The sequence below is a fragment of the Pseudonocardia sp. ZF1 genome, from assembly GCF_056835605.1.
In genome coordinates, this window is record NZ_JAJNBY010000001.1 from 2,091,677 (window position 1) to 2,112,288 (window position 20,612).

Annotated in this window: 18 protein-coding genes and 1 pseudogene; 6 read left to right on the plus strand and 13 right to left on the minus strand. The window is 75.3% G+C overall.

Features of this window, described 5'->3' with window-relative positions; all coding sequences use genetic code 11:
• Nucleotides 1-93 precede the first annotated feature (93 nt).
• On the plus strand, nt 94-1,791 hold the full coding sequence (locus ZF1_RS10380) for a GAF domain-containing sensor histidine kinase (RefSeq protein ID WP_482637139.1): 1,698 nt from the start codon (nt 94-96) through the stop codon (nt 1,789-1,791).
• Between the two features lie 5 nt (nt 1,792-1,796).
• Here ZF1_RS10380 and ZF1_RS10385 read toward each other — a convergent pair whose 3' ends face one another.
• The 3 genes from ZF1_RS10385 to ZF1_RS10395 form a co-directional block, all read right to left on the minus strand.
• Nucleotides 1,797-2,447 carry a response regulator gene (locus ZF1_RS10385; RefSeq protein ID WP_346104498.1) on the minus strand — a complete coding sequence of 217 codons (651 nt, stop codon included), beginning with the start codon at nt 2,445-2,447 and terminating at the stop codon, nt 1,797-1,799.
• Nucleotides 2,448-2,579: 132 nt separating this feature from the next.
• The gene (locus ZF1_RS10390) at nt 2,580-3,563 is read right to left on the minus strand and encodes an Acg family FMN-binding oxidoreductase (RefSeq protein WP_482637140.1); all 984 of its coding nucleotides are present in this window, start codon (nt 3,561-3,563) and stop codon (nt 2,580-2,582) included.
• Nucleotides 3,560-3,976, minus strand: coding sequence for a hypothetical protein (locus ZF1_RS10395; RefSeq protein WP_482637141.1), 417 nt, complete (start codon nt 3,974-3,976; stop codon nt 3,560-3,562). Before ZF1_RS10395 ends, ZF1_RS10390 begins: the two co-directional genes overlap by 4 nt.
• A 326-nt stretch (nt 3,977-4,302) precedes the next feature.
• On the opposite strand from ZF1_RS10395, the gene ZF1_RS10400 reads away from it, so the two are divergent.
• Both ZF1_RS10400 and ZF1_RS10405 read left to right on the plus strand, forming a co-directional pair.
• Nucleotides 4,303-4,929, plus strand: a complete 627-nt coding sequence (locus tag ZF1_RS10400) for an alpha/beta fold hydrolase (protein ID WP_482637142.1) — start codon at nt 4,303-4,305, stop codon at nt 4,927-4,929.
• A gap of 90 nt (nt 4,930-5,019) precedes the next feature.
• Nucleotides 5,020-5,643 (plus strand): alpha/beta hydrolase, encoded by a 624-nt coding sequence (locus ZF1_RS10405; RefSeq protein WP_482637143.1) that lies wholly within the window; start codon nt 5,020-5,022, stop codon nt 5,641-5,643.
• Nucleotides 5,644-5,693: 50 nt separating this feature from the next.
• On the opposite strand, the gene ZF1_RS10410 is transcribed toward ZF1_RS10405, so the two are convergent.
• From ZF1_RS10410 to ZF1_RS10425, 4 genes and pseudogenes are all read right to left on the minus strand, one after another.
• Nucleotides 5,694-6,038 carry an STAS domain-containing protein gene (locus ZF1_RS10410; protein WP_482638691.1) on the minus strand — a complete coding sequence of 115 codons (345 nt, stop codon included), beginning with the start codon at nt 6,036-6,038 and terminating at the stop codon, nt 5,694-5,696.
• 38 nt (nt 6,039-6,076) lie between these two features.
• A pseudogene (locus tag ZF1_RS10415) lies at nt 6,077-10,714 on the minus strand (SpoIIE family protein phosphatase); the annotation flags it as partial.
• 274 nt (nt 10,715-10,988) lie between these two features.
• Entirely contained in the window at nt 10,989-11,840 is an 852-nt protein-coding gene (locus tag ZF1_RS10420; RefSeq protein WP_482637144.1) for a hypothetical protein, read from the minus strand.
• 238 nt (nt 11,841-12,078) lie between these two features.
• Complete coding sequence (locus tag ZF1_RS10425) at nt 12,079-12,753, minus strand: hypothetical protein (RefSeq protein ID WP_482637145.1); 675 nt, start codon at nt 12,751-12,753, stop codon at nt 12,079-12,081.
• Nucleotides 12,754-13,076: 323 nt separating this feature from the next.
• On the opposite strand from ZF1_RS10425, the gene ZF1_RS10430 reads away from it, so the two are divergent.
• Together ZF1_RS10430 and ZF1_RS10435 are read left to right on the plus strand one after the other, a co-directional pair.
• Nucleotides 13,077-13,250, plus strand: a complete 174-nt coding sequence (locus tag ZF1_RS10430) for an amidase family protein (RefSeq protein ID WP_482637146.1) — start codon at nt 13,077-13,079, stop codon at nt 13,248-13,250.
• A 204-nt stretch (nt 13,251-13,454) separates the two neighbouring features.
• Nucleotides 13,455-13,658 carry a hypothetical protein gene (locus tag ZF1_RS10435; protein ID WP_139282678.1) on the plus strand — a complete coding sequence of 68 codons (204 nt, stop codon included), beginning with the start codon at nt 13,455-13,457 and terminating at the stop codon, nt 13,656-13,658.
• A 277-nt stretch (nt 13,659-13,935) separates the two neighbouring features.
• Here ZF1_RS10435 and ZF1_RS10440 read toward each other — a convergent pair whose 3' ends face one another.
• A complete protein-coding gene (locus ZF1_RS10440) occupies nt 13,936-15,978 on the minus strand; it encodes a fatty acid desaturase (RefSeq protein ID WP_405418095.1) in 2,043 nt (680 codons plus the stop codon).
• Nucleotides 15,979-16,095: 117 nt separating this feature from the next.
• Between ZF1_RS10440 and ZF1_RS10445 the strand changes: the two genes are divergently transcribed.
• Entirely contained in the window at nt 16,096-16,728 is a 633-nt protein-coding gene (locus ZF1_RS10445) for a TetR/AcrR family transcriptional regulator (protein ID WP_482637147.1), read from the plus strand.
• On the opposite strand, the gene ZF1_RS10450 is transcribed toward ZF1_RS10445, so the two are convergent.
• From ZF1_RS10450 to ZF1_RS10470, 5 genes are all read right to left on the minus strand, one after another.
• The gene (locus ZF1_RS10450) at nt 16,715-17,149 is read right to left on the minus strand and encodes a hypothetical protein (RefSeq protein ID WP_482637148.1); all 435 of its coding nucleotides are present in this window, start codon (nt 17,147-17,149) and stop codon (nt 16,715-16,717) included. The genes ZF1_RS10445 and ZF1_RS10450 overlap by 14 nt on opposite strands.
• Nucleotides 17,150-17,335: 186 nt before the next feature.
• Nucleotides 17,336-17,620, minus strand: coding sequence for a muconolactone Delta-isomerase family protein (locus tag ZF1_RS10455; protein WP_178375327.1), 285 nt, complete (start codon nt 17,618-17,620; stop codon nt 17,336-17,338).
• Complete coding sequence (gene catA, locus ZF1_RS10460) at nt 17,620-18,459, minus strand: catechol 1,2-dioxygenase (protein ID WP_482637149.1); 840 nt, start codon at nt 18,457-18,459, stop codon at nt 17,620-17,622. Before catA ends, ZF1_RS10455 begins: the two co-directional genes overlap by 1 nt.
• 26 nt (nt 18,460-18,485) lie before the next feature.
• A complete protein-coding gene (locus tag ZF1_RS10465) occupies nt 18,486-19,589 on the minus strand; it encodes a mandelate racemase/muconate lactonizing enzyme family protein (RefSeq protein ID WP_073573971.1) in 1,104 nt (367 codons plus the stop codon).
• Entirely contained in the window at nt 19,586-20,506 is a 921-nt protein-coding gene (locus tag ZF1_RS10470) for a LysR family transcriptional regulator (RefSeq protein ID WP_062401995.1), read from the minus strand. The genes ZF1_RS10465 and ZF1_RS10470 overlap by 4 nt, the downstream gene beginning before the upstream one ends.
• Nucleotides 20,507-20,612: the final 106 nt, after the last annotated feature.

Consider the following 20,612-nt stretch of genomic DNA (forward strand, 5'->3'; position numbering starts at 1 on the left):
CCGGTCGGACAGGTGCGAAGGTCCCGGACCCCGACGGCCGTATCGTCGGGGTGGGGCGGCCCGGGACGCGGCCTCCCCGGGGAGGCGGTGCCAGTGACGACCGACGACGCCGGTGACGGGACCGGGGAGATCTCCGGGCTCCTGGCCGGGCTGCGCCTGGACCACCTCATCGCCGAGGTGCAGGAGCGTCTCGCCGAGATCGCCTCCACCCGTCGGCGGACGCAGCGGCTGCTCGACGCGGTGCTCGGGGTCGCGGCCGGCCTGGAGCTGGACACCACGCTGCAGCGGATCGTGCAGTCCGCGGTGGATCTGGTCGACGCCCGCTACGGCGCACTGGGGGTGCTCGCCCCGGACGGCGGCATCGCCCGCTTCATCGACGTCGGGCTGGACGAGGCGACCCGTACCGCTCTGGGGCGCCCGCCCGAGGGCCGTGGTCTGCTCGGCCAGCTGATCGCCGACCCCCGGCCGTTGCGCCTGCACGACCTGTCGGCGCACCCGTCCTCGGTCGGCTTCCCGCCGCACCACCCGCCGATGCGCAGCTTCATCGGCGTCCCCGTGCTGGTCCGTGACTCCGTCTACGGCAATCTCTACCTCACCGAGAAGCGCACCGGCACCGAGTTCACCGCCGACGACGAGCTGATCCTCATGGCGCTCGCCGCCGCCGCCGGGATCGCCGTGCAGAACGCCGACCTGTTCGAGAAGGGCCTGCTCCGGCAGCAGTGGCTGGAGGCGCTGGCCGAGATCCGCGGGGAGGTACTGGCCGGAGCCGACGAGGCCGCGACACTCGGCCTCGTCGCCCGCCGCAGCCTGGAGCTGTCGCGCGCCGACGGGACGTCGATCGCGCTGGGCCCGGACCAGGACGGCGGGTTCCGCGAGGGTGCGACCGCGGGCCGCCCGCCGCTCGTCAGCGGTCCCCAGGACGCGCTGCTGCGCCGGGCCGTCGAGCTCGGCCAGCCGGTCCTGGCCGACATCACCGAGGTCGCGGTCAGCGTCGACGGTGCCCACGGGCCCGTCGTGGCGGTGCCGATGCGGGTCGTGGGAACGGTGCGCGGGGTCCTGGTGGCCCGCCGCGCCGCCGGGGACCCGCCGTTCCGTCCGTCGGAGGTGCCGCTGCTGGTGTCCTTCGCCGACCAGGCGGCGCTGGCCCTGGAGCTGGGGGAGAAGCAACGGACCCAGCGCGAGGTCGCGGTGCTCGCCGACCGCGACCGCATCGCCCGCGACCTGCACGACCACGTCATCCAGCGGCTGTTCGCGGTCGGCCTCACACTGCAGAGCACGTTGCGCCGCGTCGGCGACGACCCCGCGGGCGCGGGCGTGCGCGAACAGGTGGGGCAGGCCGTCGACGAGCTGGACCGCACGGTCCGCGAGATCCGCACCTCGATCTTCGACCTGCACACCGCTGACCAGGACGGCGGCGGTCTGCGACGGCAGCTGCTCGACACCGTCGCGCACGGGACGGCCGCGTCCGGGATCGACACGACCGTCGACACCGCGGGGCCGATCGACACCGTCGTGCCGGCGCACGTCGCCGTGCACCTGCTGGCCGTGGTGCGTGAGGCCGTGTCGAACGCGGTCCGCCACTCCGGTGCGAGCACGCTGCACGTGACCGTCGAGGCCGGGCGTGAGCTGACCGCGGAGGTCGTCGACGACGGCTGCGGCATCGGCCCGACCGACCGGCGCAGCGGGCTGCGCAACATCGCCGACCGCGCGGCCGAACTCGGCGGCACCTCGGTCGCCGAGAGTGTTGCAACCGGTGGCACCCGGCTGCGGTGGCGGGTCCCGCTGGACTGAGCGAGTCAGTGCCCGTGGCGGCGCTCGACCGCGTACACGGCGGCCTCGGTGCGCCGGGAGAACCCGAGCTTGTGCAGGATCGAGGACACGTAGTTCTTCACGGTCTTCTCGGCCAGGTGCAGGGTGGCGCCGATCTGGCGGTTGGTGAGCCCGTCGGCGACGAGCCCGAGGATCCGCTGTTCCTGTGGGCTGAGGGTGTCGTAGCGGGGGTCGGCGTCGGCGTCGGAGCCGCCGGTGCGCAGCCGCTGCAGCACCGCGGCTGTCGCCCGCGGGTCGAGCAGCGAACCCCCGGCGGCGACCGTGCGCACGGCACCCACGAGGTCGACGCCCGCGACCTGCTTGAGCAGGTACCCGGCGGCCCCGGCCATGATCGCGCCGAACAGCGCCTCGTCGTCGGAGTACGAGGTCAGCATCAGACAGGCCGGCGGCGGGACGACCGCGGAGCGCAGGTCGCGGCACACCGAGACGCCGTCGCCGTCGGGCAGCCGGACGTCGAGCAGTGCGACGTCCGGGCGCAGGGCGGGGACGCGGGCGAGGGCCTGCGCCGCGGTCGCGGCCTCGCCGACGATCTCGATGTCGTCCTCCATGCCGAGCAGCTGGGCCAGCCCGCGGCGGACGATCTCGTGGTCGTCGAGCAGGAACACCGAGATCGTCATCGTCGTCCTCCTGGGCCGGGTCGTCGTCGGACCGAGGCTAACCGGCGTTCCGGGCACACCGGGCGGGCCGAAGGTCCCGGCGCCCGGGTGCTCCCCGTCACCGGGACGCCGGCGCGGCAGCCGGTGCGGCGGTCAGTGCAGCAGGACGTCGGCGGGGCTCCGGCGCGGTGTCTCCGGCAGCTCCGCGTCGTCCTGGGCCCGGCCGACGCGCAGCAGCAGCTGCGGGTGGTCGGCGGTGCGCAGGACGTGCCGGGCCAGGTCCGCCCGGGTCCGCGACGTCTCCAGCACCCGCGAGAGCGGGCAGGTCGCGAGACCGAGTGCGGTGGCGGCGAGCAGCACGACCCCGGTCGCCTCCCCGGCGGCGAGCCGGGCCGGGTCGTCGTCGGCGTGGGTGGTCAGCACCATGATGGTGGCCTCGTCGCGGACGGCGGCTCGGGCCGGCAGGGAGCCGCCCGGGAAGCGCACGCCCAGGTCGGGACCCGGCCGCCACGGGGCGCCGCGGGGGAGCGACCCGGCAGCCACCCCGTCGTGGGAACCCGGATAGCGGTGGGTCCAGACCAGCAGCTCGGCGGCCTGGCCGGGGCGGGCACGGATCTCCCGCGCGGCCGTGTCCTCCAGCGCGGCGAGGTGCTCGCGGGCGACCGCGTCGGTCACGGTGTGCAGGGTGGTGCCGTAGCGCGCCGCGTGCTCGCCGAGGACCGCGCGCGCGTGCCGCGAGTCCACGCCCTCGCGGAAGGGCCGCCGGTCGGTGCGACGGCGCGGGATCGCCCGGGCCAGCGCCGCGACGGTGTGGTCGGCGGGGTCCGGGGCCGCCTCGGTGAGCCGGACCGTCGCCAGGTGGTTCCGGTCCCCGGTCGGGAACCGGACGACCTCGTGGCCCGCCTCGAGCGCGGCGAGCGCGACGTGCAGGAAGCCCAGCGCGGACCCGCAGCTGACCAGCAGGTCGCGCCGGTCGGGGTCGGTGTAGGGCAGCCGTCGGTCGGGGTCGGCGTGCAGCTCCAGCCGGTCGGACGTGACCCGCCAGCGCCACGGCTGGGTGTTGTGCACCGAGGGCGCGCGCACCGCCGCCGCGAGCGCACGCCGCAGCACGTCCGGCCCGGACGGCGACGCCGTCACCGCGACACCGCCGCGGCGGCGGGCCCGACCGCCCACTCCCGCCCGCCGTGTGTCCGGGCGGTGTGCAGCCGCACCGGGAGCTCCAGATCCGGCGCCGGAACCGGGTGGGGGTGACCGTCCCCGGCGGGCGCGGCGTCGACCATCCACAGCGGACGGACCCGCAGCACGGTCGCGTGCCGGTGCAGGAACCGGCTCGCGGCGGCGCGGGCCCACGGCCTGCCCCACGCCCCGACGAGCACGACCCCGGCGACCCCGGCGAGCGTGTCCGCGTCGCCCGCCCGGACGAGGAGTGGCCGCAGCCCCTGCACCACCAGCTCGGTACCGATCGCGGCCGCGGTGTCCAGCGACCGCCGGTCGGCACCGGCCAGCGCCACCATCACCGTGAACTGCCCGCGCACCCCGGCCTCGACCATGGTGACCTCCTCCGTCGTCCCCGATCCGATGCTCCGCCGGGCACCGGGTGCAGGGCAGGGCCTGGCGGCACGCCCGGCCCGGCCGAAGGTCCCGCACTACGACTTCGGTCGGAGGCCGTGGCCGTCGGACCGATGTGCGGAGCCGGACGGCGTTCCTAGCGTCCGTCCCGACCGCGACGAGGCACGGGAACGATGCGAGGACGACGGAGCCTCCTACGGGCGACGGTGCCGGCGCTGCTGGCCGGGCTGATCGGTGCGGCGGTCGCCGCACCCGCGGGGGCGGCGGAACCCGCGGCGGGGCCGGAGTGGGGCCCTGCCCCGCGGACGTGGTGGCGCCGCTGGTGGCGCTGCAGTGCACGCAGATCCCGGTGCCGCTGGACCACGGCAGCCCCGACGGCACGCAGATCACGATCACGGTGTCACGGCTGGCGAGCACGAAGCCGGAGAAGCGCCGCGGGATCCTGATCCTGAACCCCGGGGGTCCGGGCGGGTCCGGGCTGGCGTTCGCGAACGACCTGATGAAGCGCGGTCTGCCGGCGAGCGTGCAGGACAGCTACGACATCATCGGGTTCGACACCCGCGGGGTCGGCCACTCGGACCCGGTGAGCTGCGGATTCACCACCGACCAGGACTACATCGGCAACATCCCGCCGTACGCCGCCGACGACGCGGCGGTCCTGCGGACGGCCGAGGTCGCGCGGGAGGTGGCGCAGCGGTGCGCGGCGAACGACCGCAACGGGCACCTGCGGCACGTCACGACCGCCAACGTCGCCCGGGACATAGACCGCATCCGGGCCGCGCTCGGCGAGGAGAAGGCGAGCTTCCTCGGCTTCTCCTACGGGTCGGCGCTCGGGGCGGCCTACGCCTCCCTGTTCCCCGACCGCTCCGACCGCGTCGTACTCGACAGCAACGTCGGTGACACCCACCTCGACCCCGACGGCATCCGCCGCTAGGCACTCGGCGCCGAGGAGACCTTCGGGGACTTCGCCCGCTGGGCCGCCGACCGGCACGGCACCTACGGGCTGGGCGCCACCCCGGAGGAGGTGCGGCAGACCTATCTCCGGCTCGCCGCGCGGCTCGACGACCGGCCGTCGGGCGGGGTCGACGGACGGGTGTTCCGGGCGGCCACCTTCGTCGGTCTGTACGGCCCGACCCTCTACGGCAGCACCGCCGCGGCCCGGCAGTCGCTGCTGTCCGCCGACGCGCCGCCCGCCCCGGCGCCGCCCCCGGGCCCGTCGCCCCAGGACAACGCGTACACGGCGTTCCTCGCCACCACCTGCAACGACGTCGCCTGGCCGCGGGACGCCGCGGCCTACCAGCGGGCGGTGGCGCAGGACCGCGAGCGGTTCCCCGTGTACGGCGCGGCGAGCGCGAACGTGCTGCCCTGCGCCTTCTGGCCGTACGAGCCGGCCGAGCCGCCGGTCCGTGTGCTCGACGAGGGCCCGGCGAACGTGCTGATCGTGCAGAACCGCCACGACCCGGTCACCCCGCTGCGCGGCGGTGAGCTCCTCCGGGAGAAGTTCGGCGACCGGGCCCGGCTCGTCGTCGAGAACGGGAGCGGCCACGGCGTCTACGCCGGCGTCGGGGACACCCCGTGCGCGCTGGGGGTCACGACGTCGTACCTGGTGGACGGGACACTCCCGCCCGACGACGTGGTCTGCCGCTGACCCGCTCGCGACGGCTCGGCAGGCAGCTGTGTGCCGGGCCGCCGGGGCCCTCACCCCAGGAGCGTGAGCAGCCCGGAGAGCTCCAGCGCGTGCCGCGCCGGGCCCGTCGGCACCTCGACCCGCAGCCGGTGCCCGCGGGCGCCCGCCCGGTCGGCGGCCTCGGCGAGCAGGGCGGCGCCGTTGCTCGCGACGTAGGTCGGTCCGTCGAGGACGAGGAGCACCGGCCCGGCGGCGACCAGCTCCAGGAGCCGGTCGCGGATCTCGGCGGCCCCGGCGAGGTCGAGGTCGCCGGCCAGGGTGAGGCGGCGGGCGTCGCCGCTGCGGCCGTCGTCGTGCAGCTCGGTGCGCCGGCGTCCGGGGGAGGGCCGTACGGGCGGCGCGGGCTGCTGCGCCACGGCGGGCGGGCGCGGGTCCGGGTGATCTGCATGCGCACCACGGTGCCCCCGCCCGCCGTGTCGATCTCGGCGGTGGTGGCGATGGCGCGGATCATCTGCAGGCCGCGCCCGCGGTAGCCGGGGTCGGGCGGCGGCGGCCGCCAGCGGCCGGTGTCGGCGACCCGGGCCCGGACACCGTCGTGCGGGGTGTACCCGAGACGCAGGTGCACCTCGCCGGGCGGGTCGAACTCGGCGTAGCCGTGCTCGACGCTGTTGGCGGCGGCCTCGTCGATCGCGCGGACCAGGTCGTCGCCGAGGTCCTCGCCCAGGCCCACGTGGCCGGCCCAGCGCCGGACCCGGCGGCGCATCGCCGGCAGCTCCCGGGCGGACCCGGGGACGGTGAGGTCGATGTCGGGCGGGAGGACGCGGACGCAGACCAGCGCGGCGTCGTCGGTGTGGGCGGCCCCGGCCAGGGCCCGGCCGACGATCTGGTCGGCGAACTGCTCGGGCGGCAGCCCCGCGACCTCGGCGGCGATCCGGGCCAGCCGGTCCAGCCCCTCGTCGACGACCTCGCCGCGGCGCTCGACGAGACCGTCGGTGTAGAGGACCAGCGTCTGCCCGGCCGCGATCGGGGCGACACCCTCGCCGAAGGGCGGCCGGCCGCGGACGCCGAGGACGGGGTTGTGGCCGCCCGCGAGGTAACGGCTGCCGTTCTCGTCGACCACCAGCACGGGCAGGTGCCCGGCCCGCGCCCAGCGCAGCTCCCCGCGGCCGGGGTCGACGACCACGCAGGCCGCCGTCGAGTAGCGGGCACCGGGGATCCAGGTCGCGAACTCGTCCAGCAGCTCCAGCGCGGCCGCGGGGTCGCGGCCCTGCCGGACGGCGCCGGAGAGCACGGTGCGCAGCTGGGCCATCACCGCGGCCGCCGCGACGCCCTGTCCGACGACGTTGCCCACCGACAGCCCGACCCGCCCGTCGCCGAGGTCGACGACGTCGTACCAGTCGCCGCCGGCCTCGGTGCCCGCGGCGCCGGCCTGGTAGCGCACCGCGATCTCCACGGTGTCGAGGTCGGGCAGCCGGGTGGGCAGCAGCGTGCGCTGCAGGGTGTGGGCCACCTCCCGCTCGGCGCGGTAGAGCCGGGCGCGTTCGAGCGCCTGCGCGGCCGGGTCGGTCAGGGCGAGCAGGGTGGCGCGCTCGTTCGGGGTGAGCGGGCGCGGCGTCCCGAACGCGACCGCGATGACGCCGACGGTGCGGGCGGCGGTGACCAGCGGGAGGGTGAAGACGGTCGCGTGGCCGAGGCCGTCGAGCAGGGTGGCGATCTCCGGGTGGCGCTCCCGCCAGTCGGTGCCCGGTTCCAGCCACAGCGCGCGGGCCTGGCGGGCGGTCACCGCCGCCGGCACCGGCGAGGTCAGCGGCACCTCGCGCCACGCCTGCGGGTCGGCGACGCCGTGCAGGGCCAATGCCCGCAGCTGCTGCCCGGCCGGGTCGAGCTCGTAGACCGCGATCCGGCAGGTGCCGAGCAGCGCCGTCAGGTGGGTGACGACGGTCCGGGCCACCTCGGTCGGGTCGGCGGCGGCCGACAGCTGCGCGGTGGCCCGCTGCAGCAGCGCCAGCCGGTCGGCGTTGGCCCGCTCGTCGGCGAGCAGCAGCGCGTTGTCGAGCGCGAGCGCGGCCCGGTCGGCGAGCTCGGTGACGAGCTCGATGTCGTCAGGGGTGTACGGGGTGGTCCGCGGGCCCCGGACCAGCACCACGACAGCCAGCGTCCGGCCGCGCGCGGACAGCGGCACCCCGATCGCGGAGCGTGCGGGGATCGAGGAGCCGGGGACCATCGCGCCGGGGGCGGTGTCGTCCCACAGGACGGCGGCGCCGGTGTCGAGGACCTGGAGGCCGAACGAGGTGTCGGCGGGGCGCTCGTCGAGCGCCTCCTCGGTCGCGGCGTCCGGACCGTACCGGGCGATGCGGACGAGCTGCCCGGCGTCGTCGACGCGGCGGACCGTGCACACGTCGGCCAGCCGGGTCTCGACGAGCAGGGCGGTCAGCCGCCGCAGCCGGTCGTCGACGCCGTCGGAGCCGTCCAGCTCCCGGCTGAGCCGGGCGAGCAGCGTCTGGCGTTCGGACTCGCGGTACCGGGCGTTGATGTCGGTGCCGCTGCCCACCCAGCCGGTGACCGTCCCGTCGGTACCGGTGTGCAGCGGGACGGCGTGCTCGAGGATCCAGCGGAAGGCGCCGTCGGCGCGGCGGAGCCGGTACTCGATCTGCCAGCCCGTCCCGGACGCGAGCGCCGGGGTCACGCGGTCGCGGTAGCGCTGCCGGTCCTGGGGGTGCAGCCCGTCGGTCCAGCCGTCGCCGAGGTCCGCGGGGACCTCCCGGCCGGTGAACTCCTGCCAGCCGGAGTTGACGTAAATCCGCGCGCCGTCCGGGTCCGCGACCCAGATCAGGGCCGGGGCCAGATCGGCCATGGCGGTGAACCGGGCCTCGGCGTCGCGGCGAACCCGCCCCAGCTTCAGGTGGGCGTTGACCCGGGCCACGAGCTCGGCCGCGGAGAACGGCTTCACCAGGTAGTCGTCCGCGCCGGCGCCGAGGCCCTCGATCGCGGCCTCCTCACCGGCCCGGGCGGAGAGCAGCAGGACGGGCACCCCGGCGGTACGACGGTCGCCGCGCAGCGCCGCCAGCAGCTCCATGCCGTCGAGGACCGGCATCATGATGTCGGTGACGACCAGGTCCGGCGGGCGCTCCCGGGCCGCGGTCAGTGCGGACTTCCCGTCCTCGACGAGCTGGACCTCGTAGCGGTCGGCCAATAGCCGCTGCAGGTACTCGCGCATGTCGGCGTTGTCGTCGGCGACGAGGATCCGGCCCGCGGAGACCGGTGCGTCCGCCCCCTCCTCGACGACGGGTGCGGGCGCCGGTGCCGGGCCGGGCAGCCAGCGCAGCGCCTCGCCGACGAACGCCTCCGAGGTCGCGGTTGGTGCGCCGCCCGACGCCGTGTCGGCGACGCGGTCCGGGTCGAGGTGGGCGGTGCCGGTCGGGATCCGGACGGTGAACGTGGTGCCCGCGCCCGCGGTGCTCGCCGCGGTGATCGTCCCCTCGTGCAGGGTGACCAGCTCGCGGGTCATGGCGAGCCCGATGCCCGACCCCTCCGTCGAGCGGGCGCGGGCGCCGGCGATGCGGTGGAACCGCTCGAACAGCCGGGGCAGCTCCTCGGCGGCGATCCCGGCCCCGGTGTCGGCGACGGTCAGCTCGACCGCGTCGTCGCCGTCGGCGCGCAGGGCGACCGCGACGCGGCCGTCCAGGGTGAACTTCAGCGCGTTGGACAGCAGGTTGAGGACGACCTTCTCCCAGGACTCCCGGTCGACGTGGACCGGCCCGGGCAGCGGCGGACAGTCCACCGTGTAGTGCAGCCCGGCGCGCTCCATCGCCGAGCGGAACAGGCTGCTCAGCTCGGTGGTGAAGGCGGCGAGGTCGGTCGGCTCGAACGTGGCGCGCAGCCGTCCGGCCTGCAGCCGGGAGAAGTCGAGCAGCGTGGTGACCAGCCGCCCGAGGCGCAGCGCGTTGCGGTGCACGACGTCGAGCTCCGCGGCGAGCCGGTCGGGCCCCGGCGGGTCGTCGCGCAGCCGCTCGACCGGTCCCATGATCAGCGTCAGGGGCGTGCGGAACTCGTGGCTGACGTTGGAGAAGAAGTCGGTCTTGGCGCGGTCGAGCTCGGCGAGCGCCTCGGCCCGCTCGCGCTCGGCCTCGTAGGCGCCCGCGGCGACCAGCGCGGCCCCGATCTGGCCCGCCAAGAGGTCGACGAAGGCCCGGTAGCGCTCGTCGAAGGTCCGGAACGGGTTCAGCCCGACGACCAGCGCCCCCCGGATCCGGGTCTCGCCCTGCGCCCCGGCGAGCGGGACCAGCACGGCGTGCGACGGCGGCCGGTCCCAGGCGCCGTGGGGCAGGCCCGGCAGGCGGGAGGCCAGGTCCTCGACGACCGCGGTGCCGCCCTCGCGCACCGGGTCGAGCGGCCAGCCGGCCGGATCGGCACCGGGCGCGTCGGCCGCGATGCCCGCAGAGCCGGCGAGCCGGGTCCCGCCGTCCTCGGTGAACTCGTAGACCAGCCCGAACGGCACGTCCTGCGGGTTGCCGGCCAGCGCGCGCCCGACCGCCGCGTACACCTGCGCCCCGGTGCGGGTCGGCCCCAGGTCGGCGGCGAGGTCGCGCAGGGTCTGCATGCGCCGTTCGCTGAGCACGCGGTCGGTGTTCTCGGTGACCACGCACAGCATCCCGGCGACGGCGCCGTCCTCGTGCAGCGGGCTGTAGGAGAAGGTGTGGTAGGTCTCCTCGGGGTGGCCGCTGCGTTCGAGGAACAGCAGGAGGTCCTCGTCCCAGGTGGCCCCGCCGCCGGCGAGCACCGACCCGATCAGCGGGCCGACGTCGTCCCAGACCTCGGCCCACACCTCGCGCGCGGAGCGGCCGAGCGCCGACGGGTGCTTGTCGCGCAGCGTGTCGCCCCGGTAGGCGTCGTTGTAGAACATCGTGAGGTCCGGGCCCCACGCCATCCACATCGAGAACCGGGAGTCGAGCAGCATCCGGACGACGCTGCGCAGGTCCGGTGACCAGCGCTCGGGCGGGCCGAGCGGGTGGGAGGACCAGTCGTGGGCCGCCATCGCGGCGTGGACGTGGTCGGACCGCGTGCTCTCGACCGCGTCGTCGTCGCCGCGCATGAACCACCTCCTCGGCCCCGTCGGGCGGCCGTGGAAAATCTAGCCGACACCGTCCGGACGTGCGCCACTCATCGCCGAGGCGCGACATCATCTGCGGCACCGTCGTCCGGCTCGCGGCCCGGCCGAGGTCCGCGGAGCGGCTCGGCGGCCGACGACCTGCGGCTCCTCCACGAGGTGACCGTGGCCGAGGGGGACGACACCGGGTTCGTCGACGTCGGGTGTCACGACCGGACGGGGTTGTTGCGGGCGGTGGGGGCGTAGCGGCCGGGCCCGCTCAGCTGCCGTCCCAGCCGCAGATCTCACCGGTGCCGGCGTTGCGGGTGGGCTCGTCGGGGTCGGCCGGGAGCGCGGTGCCGTAGGGGCAGGGCTTGAGGCCGTGGACGCCGACCGTGCCGTCGTGGGCCACACCGCGGCCGGTGGCCGGGTCGGTGCAGGGGTAGCCCTCCGCGGGACGGTCGAGGGTGCCCGCGGTGCAACCGGTGGGTGCGGTCCAGGTCGGTTCGGCCACCGGTGGCGTCGTGCTCCGGGGCGCGGCGGCGACGGCGGACGTGTCCTCGCGCCACGGGCCGTCGATGCTCAGCAGGCCCGCGCCGGTGCCGGTGTCGGCCGCGTACCAGCCGAACGTCACCGAGGTCCCGTCCGCGGCGAACCGGAACGAGTCCGATCGCTTCGTGGGGGCGGTCCGCAGCGCCGCCAGGACGTCGCGACGGACGGCGGCGTTGTCCAGGTACTGCTCCGTGCTGATCCAGTCGTCCGAGCCGGTCACGCTGTAGGCGGCCCGGACCGGGTCGAGGTCCCCGGTGTCGAGCGCGAGGTGGACGGTCCGCACGGACTTCGCGATGTCGGCGGGTAGCGGTGTGCCACCCGTGTCGACGAGCACGGGACCGGGCTCCGGAGCCGGCGTCGGGCGTGCCGCCGGGGCGACGACGACCGCGGGGACCGGCGCGGCGGCGGCCACGACCGCCGGAACCGGCGCGCCGTCACCGCGTCCGGCCTCGTAGGCGAGCAGTGTCGTGGAGGCGAGTAGCGAGGTCAGTACCGCAGTGGCGGCGACCGCGCGCAGCCCGGTCCTGCGTCGTGCCGGTCGCCCGGCCCACGTGGCGGTGTGTCCGTGACGATTGTGCACTGCGGCCCCCGATGAACGATGTCGACTACGCCGTCTGTCGTAGCGGGGGCTCGGATGTGAGCAGGTCCTGCGGTACTTCCTCAGAACTGGGGAGGCGTCGTGTCCGGGGAACTCGGATCACGCCGGATCCGCCGAGGCGGACCGTAGATCGGCCAGGACGTCGAGGTAGCCCTCCTCCCCGGCCGCGGCGAGGGCGTGATGAACGGTCTCGAGCAGGGCGACGGTGCATCGAGGTGCGTCACCGCGGCGAGGGCGGGCAGGGCCATCGCCTGGGCGAGTGTCGGCGCTCGTCGGGGGAGGTGACGACCGTGCACGGGACCTTCGGGGTGGCGGCCAGGGCCGCGAGCGCGGTGCTCTCGTCGAGGAACAGCGGCGGCAGCGGAGCCTGGCCGAGGCGGTGGAGGACGTCGCCGATCCAGGCGACCCGGTCCAGGCCCGTACCGGCGATAATGCGCTGCGCGGTCCGGAGGGCCAGCCCGCGCTGCCGGTCCGGTGGCGGTGACGTGAGGTGGTCGGCGAGGTCGTCGTCGACGAGGCCGAGCGTGTACGCGAAATCGATCGAACCGAGTGGTCCGGGCGCTCGCTGCCCGGCCCGACGGAGGTTGAGCTCGATGGCCCGCTGCCGAGCGTGCTCGGGGTCGCGGACCCGGACCGGGACCCGGCCACGACGGACCGTGACGAACAGCGGGTCGGTGTGCATGGCGTGGTCGATGAAGCCGGTCAGGTCGGACGGGTAGGTCGAGGCCAGGGCGCGGTGGCGGCCCAGCGCCGGGTCCCACACCGACAGCGCGGCGCAGCCCGACGACACCAGCGCCACCAGCCCGTCGAGCACGACCGCGGCCGAGCCCGGGGTCCGGCCACCGTTGCGGCGGAAGAAGGCGCCCAGCTCGCGTGCCGTCGCCAGCGCGGTCATGCTCCAGCACGCTAACGGGCACGCGGGGTCCGTCAATCGACCGATTCCCGCAGCCGGTCCGCCGACGGCCTCGCCGAGGCCCTCGACCTCACGCCCGGCCCGGAGCACCTGGAGGCCACGACGCTCGCCTGCGTCGAGCACGGCCGCACGCTGCGTGCCGCGGACCTCTTCGCCGCCGACCGGGTCGTCAACGCCGTCCGCCGGACCGTCGCGGACTTCCACCGCACCTACGACCTGATCCTGACGCCGACGACGCGTCCCTCGGTGCCCGCGGCTGGTACGACCGGATCTTCAGCACCGCCGGGTTCACCGCCCTGTCGAACATGACGGGGAACCCGGCGATCTCGCTGCCGCTGGGGACCTCGGCGGAGGGCTGGCCGGTCGGCGTCCAGCTCGTCGCGCCCTACACGGGCGAGGCGACGCTGCTCGCGCTGGCCGCCGACCTGGAGCGGGCGCTGCCCTGGGCGGACCGCCGCCCCGGGACCGTCGTCGGCTGACCGGGGGCACTCCCGACCGGACCACCGCCGGCGCGCCCACGGCCACCTCGGTAGGAGCACCTCCGTGGTGACCGAGCGGTCGTGGTCGCGCTCGCCGGGACGCTGCCGGACCGGCTGGTGGACCGGCGTCGACGCCGGGGCCGGTCCCGTGTGTCGGACCGGCCACGCCGGGGCCCGCCGGGCACCCTCGGTAGGCTCGGGGTCATGTCCGGAGCGACCGTGAACGACCCCATCGCCGAGCTCATCGCGTGCCGGGACTGCGGCCAGGACTGCCTGCTGCAGGTCGCGGACCTCTGCGCCGACTGCATCGCCCGGATCGGGACCGCCGCCGACGACGCCGACTACCGCGCCTGGCGGACGGAGAACGAGCGCCGCGTGGTCACCGGGGAGCTGACCGGCGCGATCTGACCGGCCGGTCAGCGGACCGCGCTCACTCCCCGGCCGGTCCCGCGGTCGCCGGTGCCGCCGGGTCCCGGCCCAGACCCCGCCCGCGCCGACGCGCTCGCCCTGCATGGGGAACGGGTCCGGCACGGCACCGTCGCCGACGACCGTACCGAGTGGACGACCACCCCGGCGCCGACCACGGTGTCGTCGTCGATCGCGACCAGGGTCTTCCCACTGATCGCGGTGCCGTGGTCGGATCGTGCCGGGACGAACCGCGACACCGAGGCCGGAATGTGCGTGGTCACCGGTCGTAGTCGATGGTCACCTCGTCGGTGGTGGGCCGGGACTGGCAGGTGAGGATCGCGCCGCAGGCCACCTCGTCGTCGGTGAGGGCGTAGTTCTGCTGCATGTGCACCGCGCCGGTGACGACCTGCGCGCGGCAGGTGCCGCAGATGCCGCCCGCGCACAGGTACGGGGCCTCGACCCCGGCCTCGAGTGCGGTCTCCAGCAGCGACGCGGTGCCCCGGCTCCGGGTGACGGTCTCCCGCCCGCCGCGGCGCACGGTGACCACGGCCGGACGGGTCGGGACGGCGTCGCCGTCGTCGCCGGTGGGGGCGACGAAGAACTCCCGGTGGACCCGGTCCGGGGTGACGCCGTGGGCGTCGAGGACGCCGACGAGCTCGTCGAGCATCGGCGGCGGCCCGCAGAGGAACCAGTCCGCGTCGTCCACCGGCAGCGCGGTGAGGTGCTCGGCGAACCGGTCCGCGCCGAGGCGGCCCGGGACGACGGTGCGCGTCGTGCCGTCCGGTGCGGACCCGTCGGCGGACCCGGCGGCACCGGACCGCGAGTGGTGGTGCACGACGGTGAGCCGCCCCCCGGAGCGGCGGACGAGTTCGTCGAGCTCGTCGGCGAACATCGTGTGCTCGGTGTCGCGGTTGGCGTAGAGCAGGACGGCGCGGCGGTCGGGGTCCTCGTCGAGGGCGGCGGTGAGGATCGCGATGACCGGGGTGATGCCGCTGCCCGCGGCGACCGCGGCGACGGTGCGGTCCCCGCTGGGGCCGGCGGGCAGGACGAACTGCCCCGAGGGCGGCGTGACCTCGAGGGTGTCGCCGACGGCGAGCGCGGAGCCCACCCACGTCGAGAACCGTCCGCCGTCGACGCGGCGCACGGCGATGCGCAGCGCCGACCCGTCGGTGGAGCAGATCGAGTAGCTGCGCCGCACGAGCTCGCCGTCGATCCGCGTGCCCACGGTGACATGGCGGCCGGGGCGGTGGGCGAACACGTCGCGCAGCTCGCCGGGCACCTCCAGGGTGACCGCGACCGCGTCCGGGGTGAGCCGGTCCACCGCGGTCACGCGCAGCGGGTGCGGGCGGGTCGGGAGGTCGGCGTCGCGGTCGGTGTGGGAGGTCAGCCGTCGCCACGCCCGGTACTCGGCGGGGGACAGGTCGGAGCCGAGGACCGTCGTGATCGGGACCGGGCGGTCGAGCCAGTCCGACATCGCCCGGCGCCACACGTCCTGGTAGCGGTAGAACGGGACGGTCGGGTGGATGTGGTGGACCAGGTGGTAGTTCTGGCCGAGCATCAACGGGGTGACCAGGCGTTCCCAGCCGACCCGCATGCGGGTCGCGGCGAACCGGTCGGACCGAGCGGTCTCCCCGAGGTCGTGGTGGGGCAGCCAGTCGAACCACCAGGCGAGCAGCGCGATGCCCAGCCGCTGCGGGATCAGGTAGATCACCAGCAGCTCCCAGCCGTGGCCGGTCACCGCCGTCGCGACGAACGCGGAGACCACGACGAGGAACACCACGGCCTGCTCGACGAGCTCGGCCCGCGGCCTGCTCGGGATCCGGGGCAGGTAGAAGCGCACGTACCAGAGGTCGATGGTCATCCAGCGCAGCGGCCAGCTCCACGCCGGGCCCGACTCGGTCCACGCGTCGGGGTCGCGGGAGGTGTCCTCGTTGGTGTTGCGGTGGTGCTCGATGTGCAGGTAACGCAGCATCGGGAACGCGGCCCAGGCCACCACGAACAGCATCGACAGCCGGCCGAGCACCTCGTTGACCCACCGCAGGCGTCCGCCCGCGAGGTGGACGGTCTCGTGCAGCACCGTGAACATCGCGAACGTGACCAGGGCGTGCACCGGCACCGTGACCAGGTAGCGCCACGGGTCGGTCCCGGTCAGGACCAGGGCGGTCGCCCCCACCCAGGCCGCGAGCGAGCCCAGGAACAACGCCAGGGTCGGCAGTGCGACGACGGGGAGCGTGATCCCCGGGGTGGGTACGGGCCGCCCGGGGTCCGCGGGCCGGTCGCCGCCGGCTCCCTCGCGTGTGGTTCCCGCCGCCGTGCTCATGGCTGCCTCCTGACCGGACGGAGCGCGGTCGTCGTCGACCGCCAGTAGGAATAGTTGACAATCACGGGTCATCTGTCAACAGATCAGTCATCGGTGGTTGCTCTGTACAGTGCAGGCGTGGCGGGCTCGGGTGCGTTCCGGCGGGAGCGGCGGGAGGTTCTCCGCACGCGGCTCCTCGACGCCGCGCGGGACATCACGACGGAGTCGGGGTGGTCGTCGCTGACGATGAGCGCCGTCGCCGGGCGTGCGGGAATCAGCCGCCAGCACCTCTACAACGAGATCGGCACCAAGGCGGAGCTGGGCAGCGCGCTGGTGGGCCGCGAGACCGACGGGTTCGTCGCGGTGATGTGCGAACAGATGCGCGCCCACCCCGCGGACGCCGTCGCCGGCGTGGTGGCCGCGGTCCGCGACGTGCTGGAGTACGGGGCGCGCAACGCGCTCCTGACGTCGATCCTCACCGTCGACGAGGGCGTGGGGGAGAGCCTGCTCCCGCTGGTGACGGCCCGGCCCGACGTGGTGCGCGACCGGGCGGCGACGGCGCTGCTGCGCGAGATCTCCGCGCTCCACCCGGCCCTGGCCGGGGTCGCGGACCTGCCCCGGCTCGTCGACGGGGTGGTGCGGCTGGTGGTCAGCCACGCCACGTCACCGGGGGACTCCACCGAGCCGGCGGTCGCGCAGGCCGGGTGGCTGCTCCGCGGCTTCCTCGGCGGCGCCGCCCGGCCGGGCAGGAGCGGGGTCAGCCCCGGCTGAGGACGTCGAACCCGGTCGTGACGACGCCGTCGCCGACGCAGCGCTGGATGTGCGGCCGCGCGACGCCGATCGCGGCGACCCCGGGCACCGAGCCGCCCGCACCGAGCAGCGCCCGCCCGGCGGCCCGTAGGACCGCCGCGCCCCGGCACCGGTGTCCGTCGCGGGGCGCGACCACCGACAGGCACACGCGCTGGCACACCGTGCCGTCGGCCGCGGCACGCGGCGGCGACCAGGTCAGGGCCAGCACGTCCTCGGTCGCGCGCGCGGGCACCGCGTACGACCCGCCGATCCCCGGCAGCGCGACGACGGTCGCGAAGGTGACACCGAGCCGGGTGAGGGCCGGGTCGCCGGCGAGCAGCAGCAGGGTCTGGTCACGGGCGAACTCGGCGGGTCCGACGAGCTGCAGATCCGGCTGGATCATCGGGCCTCCGGGGACGGTCGTCGCTGTGGCCCCGACGGTAGGACGCCCCACCTCAGCCCGCGGACAGCCCTGGGGAAGCCGACGGTAAAAACCGGCCCGCCCCGTCCGATCGCGTCCGCGCGTCGGGCGGGGTCGGCGGAGGACCGCCGGGGCGCCCGTCGCCGGGTCCGGGCGCCCCGGCGGGGCTCAGGCGTGGATGTCCGACGGGTGCGTGGCCAGCGGGGTCACCTGCATCGTCATGTACGGGAACAGCGGCAGGCCCCACAGGATCTCGTGGAGCTGCTCGTTGTCGCGCACCTCGAAGATCGACAGGTTGGCGTACTCGCCGACGCAGCGCCAGATGCTCACCCACTCACCCGAGCGCTGCCACTGCTGCGACCAGGCCTTCTCCCGCGCCAGCAGGTCGGCCCGGGCGTCGGCGTCCATGTCGGCGGGGAGATCGACCTCCATCCGGACGGCGAAGCGGGCCATCAGGCGGGGTCCAGCGCGAAGTCGTAGGTGACCTCGTTGCCGGTGCCGCTCGCGGCCGGGCCGGGCCGCAGGACCAGCTCCGGCTTGACGGCCTGGGCGACGTCGTCGGTGACGTAGTCGCCGCCGTCGAAGTACAGCTGGGTGGTGACCAGCTGCTTCCCGGGTGCGGACACCTTGAGGTGCAGGTGCGCGGGGCGCCACGGGTGCCAGCCGGCCGCGGTGATGAACGCACCGGTCGAGCCGTCGGTCGGGATCTGGTACGGCGCGGGCTGCATGGTGTGGAACGCGAAACGCCCGTCGGCGCCGGTGTGGACGACCGCGCGCAGGTTCCACTCCGGGATGCCCGGGGCGAACTGGGAGTAGTAGCCCTCGTCGTCGGCGTGCCAGAGATCGACCGTCGCGCCGGCGACCGGGGTGCCGTCGAGGTCGGTGACGGTGCCCTGGAACAGCAGCGGGGTGCCCTTCTCGTCGGGACGCATCGGCATCGCGGACCCGGACTCGATGACCGGGGCGCCCGGCACGTAGTACGGGCCCTCGATGGTGCCGACGGCGCCGCGGCGGTCGGCGTTGGCGACCTCCTCCACGACGTGCTCGACGAACACGTCGAGGAACAGCGGCCACTCGCCGTCGGCGCCGACCTGGATCAGCCACGCCTTGAGCGCGTCGTACTCGGCGTAGGTCACCTCGTGCTTGCGGATGACCTCGTGCAGGGCCTGCAGCGTGTCGGTGGCGATGGCGGACACCCGGGCCGGGTCGGCGGCGGCGCCGATGCGCTCCTTCTTCGCGAAGGTGGCGGTGGCGTTCGCGCCGGAGCCGGCGGCGGTGGCGGTCTCGGACATGTCTCTCTCCTGTGGTGGGGCGGTACTCAGGTGTCGGTGCGGTAGTGGGCGAGCTTGTCGGGATCGACGTCGACGCCGATCCCGGGCCCGCCGGGGACGCGCAGCTCGCCGCCGCTGATCCGCAGCGGCTCGGTGAGCAGGTCGTCGCTCATGTCGAGGTAGTTCGACAGCTCCCCGGCGCGGGCGCTGGTGTGGCGGTGCGCCGCGCCGAAGGCGACCGTGCAGGCGGTGCCGAGCTGACCGTCGACCTGATTGCCCATGACCACCTCGGTGCCGAGTCCCTCGCACAGGTGCAGCACCCGCTGCGAGCCGGTGAACCCGGTCCGCGCGGTCTTGATGCTGATCATGGTGGCGGCGCCGTCGAGCAGCTCGCGGGTCACCTCGCCGGGTCGGGTTGCGGACTCGTCGGCGACGGTCGGGACGGTGGTGCGGGCGGTGAGCCAGCGTCGCCCGAGCACCTGGTCGGCGGGCATGAGCTCCTCGGACAAGGTCAGGCCGAGGTCGGCCATCTCGTCCAGGGCCCGCGCCGCCTCCGACGCGGTCCAGCCGCGGTTGCCGTCGACGTAGAGCTCCACGTCGGGGCCCAGCGCCTCGCGCAGCGCCCGGCAGGCGCCGGTGTCCAGCGCGACGGGGCGGCGGCCGACCTTGACCTTGAAGGTGGTGACGCCGTGCTCGTCGCGCATCCGCTGCGCCTCGGCGACCATCACGTCGTCGGGGGCGAAGCCGACCATGTGCGAGACCCGCATCCGGTCGGTGTATCCGCCGAGCAGCTCGGAGACGCCGACGCCGAGCCGGCGCCCGATGACGTCCCAGACGGCCATGTCGATCGCGGCCTTCGCGGTGGGGTTGCCGATCGTGCGGTCCAGGACGGCGTGGATCCGTTCCCGCTCGAACACGCTCAGGCCCACGATCTCCGGGGCGAACACGGTGTCGACCACAGCGCGGATGGAGGCCTGGGTCTCGCCGTAGGTGTAGGGGCGGGGCGGGGCCTCGGCGACGCCGACGACGCCGTCCTCGGCGTGCACCCGCACCAGCACGTGGTCGGCGGTGTGCACCTCGCCGGAGGCGAACCGCAGCGGTTTGCGGTAGGGCACGGCGAACGGGATCGCCTCGACGGCCACGATCTTCACTGCGGTCCTCCGGGGACGGTGGCGGGGCGGGGGTCCAGCTCGTGGGCGCGCTCGGCGAGCACGTCGAGCAGCCGGACGAGGGCGGGGGAGTCGTCGTCGGTGCGCCAGGCCAGGGCCAGGTCGACGCGCAGTTCGCGGTCCAGGTCGGCGTAGACGACGCCCTCGGTGCCCAGGGCGCGCACCGACTCGGGCAGCAACGCGACCCCGGCACCGGCGGCGACGTGGGTGAGCAGGATGGGGGTGTCGCGGGCCTCGGTGCGGCGCCGCGGGAGGAACCCGGAGTCCAGGCAGCCCTGGGTGGCGACCGAGTCGACCACCGACCCGGGGGCGCCGTAGGCGACGAAGTCGTCGCCGCGCAGCTCGGCCAGCGCGACCGTCCCGGCCCCGGCGAGCCGGTGCGTGGCCGGCAGCGCCGCGAGGAGCCGTTCCTGGGCGATCGGGCGGACCGACATCTCCGGGCGCACCACCGGCGGGCGCAGCACGGCGAGGTCGATGCGGCGCTCGTCGAGCGCGTCCTCCTGGGCGGCGGTGAGGAGCCCGGGCAGGAACCGCAGCGAGACGCCCGGCATCCGGCGGGCGGCGACCCGGGCCAGCCGCGGCAGCAGCCGGTAGGCGGCGAGGTCGGTGGCACCCACGGTCACCACGCCCTCGGTGCCCGCGGCGACCTGCTCGACGCGGCGGCGCGCGTCCTCGACGCCGGCGAGGATCCGCCGCGCGTCCTCCAGCAGCGACGTCCCCGCCGGGGTCAGGTCGACCCGGCGGGTGGTGCGCTCGAACAGGGTGGCGCCGACCTGGCTCTCCAGCTGACGGATGGCCTGGGAGAGCGGGGACTGGGCCATGTGCAGCCGCTCGGCGGCGCGGCCGAAGTGCCGCGTCTCCGCGACCGCCACGAAGTAGCGGAGCTGCCGCAGATCCATTCCCGTCACCTCCCTCGCATCCGGCGCGTGATCTGACGGTAGGCGCGCGACTCTGTAGACACAAAGACCGGAAAGGGTCCGATTCAGAGGTGAATCAGCTGAATCC